Annotated in this window: 2 protein-coding genes, 1 tRNA gene and 1 pseudogene; all 4 read right to left on the reverse strand. The window is 71.2% G+C overall.

The features are described from left to right. Positions 1 to 388: pseudogene (locus tag WMJ97_RS14825) on the reverse strand (3,4-dioxygenase subunit beta); the annotation flags it as partial. Positions 389 to 928: 540 nt separating this feature from the next. Further along, positions 929 to 1,014 (reverse strand) — tRNA-Leu (locus tag WMJ97_RS14830). A 128-nt stretch (positions 1,015 to 1,142) separates the two neighbouring features. Then, the gene (locus WMJ97_RS14835) at positions 1,143 to 2,123 is read right to left on the reverse strand and encodes an aldo/keto reductase (RefSeq protein ID WP_347349777.1); all 981 of its coding nucleotides are present in this window, start codon (positions 2,121 to 2,123) and stop codon (positions 1,143 to 1,145) included. A 39-nt stretch (positions 2,124 to 2,162) separates the two neighbouring features. Beyond that, the gene (locus WMJ97_RS14840) at positions 2,163 to 3,005 is read right to left on the reverse strand and encodes an undecaprenyl-diphosphate phosphatase (RefSeq protein ID WP_347349778.1); all 843 of its coding nucleotides are present in this window, start codon (positions 3,003 to 3,005) and stop codon (positions 2,163 to 2,165) included. Between the last annotated feature and the right edge of the window lie 100 nt (positions 3,006 to 3,105).

Below are 3,105 nucleotides of genomic sequence, written 5' to 3' on the forward strand. Positions count from 1 at the left end.
CCAGCGACATCGGGACGCCCGCGGCCTTCGCCGTGGACGTGCCGAAGCTCGACCGAATGTCGCGGCGGACGACGCCCGCCTGCTCCAGGATGTCCGGCCCGTTCGAGCCGTCCGCCGGGTAGGGCCCGGCGGTCTCGTCGGGGATCTCCGTGAGGTTCGAGGACGCCGTCGCACCGGAGGACGCCGTCCCGGACGCCGCCGGCGCCGACGTTCCCGGGACGCCGCAGGCGGCGAGGGAGATCGCGCCGAGCCCGCCGCCCAGCAGCGCGAGCAGGCCGCGGCGTCCCATCATCGTCGTGATATCGAACTGGAGGCCCTGGTCGACGACGGGCTCGTCGGGCTTGGGCAGCGGGCGTCCCTCGAAGGACGCGGCGACGGGATCGCCCATGGTCGGGCCTTTCGTCGGGGTCCGGCTGGACGTTCGACGCGAGTCTTGCAGACGTCCTTGTGAGGGGGCTGTGCGCCGGCGGCGGCCGCGTCACCCGTGCGAACGAATGCTCTCTGGTTGTCGAGAGACCCAGTGAGAACGGTGTTGTGCTGGATCTAGGGCGCACTGGTTTGCGCCTGTCGGGCCCTCCCACACCCAGCGGTGGGCCGGTGTCGTGCCCGCTGCTTGCGGTCGCGTCCCCGGACCCCGTCGACGCGGTCTATAGGACCAGAACCCGCCTGCGAACCAGTGCGCAACGGATGAAGCATCACGTCGTTCCCACTGGGTCTCTCGACAACCAGAGAGCCCCCGTTGGCGTCCGGTCGGGTGCCGCGGAAGCGCGGACGTGAGAAAGCGCAGCGAACGCCGGACGCCGGGGTTGGGCCGAGGGTTCCGGCTCAGGGGGACGCCCAGGCGGGGCCGAGGGGCTCAGGGGAGAGCGGCGGGAGTCCCGCACGAGGGCAAAGAAAAACCCCGCCTCAACGACGGGGATTTCTCCTGTGCGCGAGAGAGGACTTGAACCTCCACGCCCTTAATCGGGCACTAGCACCTCAAGCTAGCGCGTCTACCTATTCCGCCACCCGCGCAGGGTGTCTGCCGGTCATCGGCAGCCCGTGAACTATAGCAAGGGCGCCCGGGCGGTGTCGAAACGAGACAAGCGGCTCACCCCGCGGACGCAACGGTCACGCCCGGACGCCTCCGCTCGCCCCGCAGATCAGGCCCGGGCGTCCTCGTGGTCGCGGGCGCCGTTCGGCCCCCCGGAGATGTCGTCGAGGGCCAGCACGATCTCGTGGGGCACCTCCAGGTCCTCGCAGGCGAGGTACGGGGCGAGCTGGTCGGCCGTCCGGGCACCCAGCAGGGGAGCGGTGACGCCGGGGGCGTCCCGGACCCACACGAGCGCGACCTGCAGCGGCGTCAGCCCGAGGCCGTCCGCGGCCTTGGCGACACCCTCGACGACGGCCCGCGAGCGGGCCTCCAGGTAAGGCTCCACGTACCAGCCGAAGTGATCGGTCGCGCCGCGCGAGTCGCGCGGCGTCCCCGAACGGTACTTCCCGGTGAGGACGCCGCGTCCCATCGGCGACCAGGGGAAGAAGCCCAGGCCGAGCGACCGGACGCAGGGCAGCACCTCCACCTCGGCGCGGCGGGCCAGTAGGGAGTACTCCACCTGGGCGCTCGCGATCGGGGCGCGGCCCGGGAAGGCCCGCTGCCAGGTCGCCGCCTGGGCGGTCTGCCAGCCGACGAAGTTCGAGACGCCCGCGTACCGGACGTCGCCGGCCGACACGGCCTGGTCGATCGCCGCGAGGGTCTCCTCCAGCGGCGCCGAACCCCAGGCGTGGATCTGCCAGAGGTCCAGGTGGTCGGTGCCGAGCCGGCGCAGGGAGCCGTGCAGGTCGTCCAGCATCGAGCGCGCGGAGGTGTCGACGACGCGCCGGCCGTCCCGCAGCCCGAAGCCGGCCTTCGTCGCGACGACGACGTCGGAGCGGCGCACCTCGGTGCGCATCAGCTTGCCGAGCATGCGCTCCGCCTCGCCGTTGCCGTAGGCGGCGGCCGTGTCGACCAGGGAGCCTCCGGCGTCCACGAACGACGCGATGAGCGGCTTCGCCTCGTCCATGCGCGTGTCGCGGCCCCACGTCATGGTGCCGAGCCCGAGGCGTCCCACCTGGAGGCCACTGCCCCCGACCGTCCGTCGTTGCATGGCGCCCACCCTAGCGATCGGGGACGCCCGCGGCCCGCGTCAGACCGGGGCGATCACGTTCGCGAGCAGGAGCCCCGCGATCAGCAGGCCGAGCAGCACGCGGTAGATCACGAAGGCGGTGAAGTTGTTCGACTGGACGAACTTCAGCAACCACGCGATGGAGGCGTAGGCGACGACGAACGAGATCGCCGTCCCGATGATCGTGGCCAGCCAGCCGACCCCGCCCGGCGCGCCGATCGCGGACGCCTCCTGCACCGCCTGCAGGCCGCCGGCCGCGACGAGCGTCGGGATGCCCAGGAAGAAGCTCATGCGGGTCGCGGTGACGCGGTCGATGCCGAGGAACAGCGCGCCAGTGATCGTGGCGCCCGAGCGGGAGACGCCCGGCACGAGCGCGAAGCTCTGAATGAGGCCGAGGATCGCCCCGTCCTTGATCGTGATGGAGTGCTCGCCGCGCTCCTGCTTGCCGACGCGGTCGCCGAGGAACATCGCGACGCTCCACACCAGCAGGCCGCCGACGACGAACCACAGGCTGCGCAGCGGCCCCTCGATCAGGTCCTTCAGCGCGAGCGCGATCACCGCGGTCACCGCGAAGCCGACGATGACGGCCCAGCCCAGCCGATAGTCGGGGTCGGCCTTGCCCTCCGCGCTGCGGAGGCCGCCGAACCACGCCTTCACGATGCGGACGATGTCGGACCAGAAGTACACGATCGCCGCGATCATCGCGCCCACCTGGATCATGGCGGTGTAGGCCGTGACGGTGGGATCGCTGATGGGCATCCCCATCAGCTTCTCGGCGACGGTCAGGTGACCGGTACTGGAGATCGGGAGGAACTCCGTGATCCCCTCGACGATGCCGAGGATGATCGACTGCCACCACTCCATCATGTGCGTTCCCGCTTTCGTGTCCGGTTGAATGCCGCGGCAACGATACTCGGACGCCGGCCCCGTCGGGTCACGCCACGGTCGCATTCGGCAACACCGC

This window comes from Nigerium sp., assembly GCF_039811905.1.
Lineage (GTDB): Bacteria > Actinomycetota > Actinomycetes > Propionibacteriales > Propionibacteriaceae > Propioniciclava.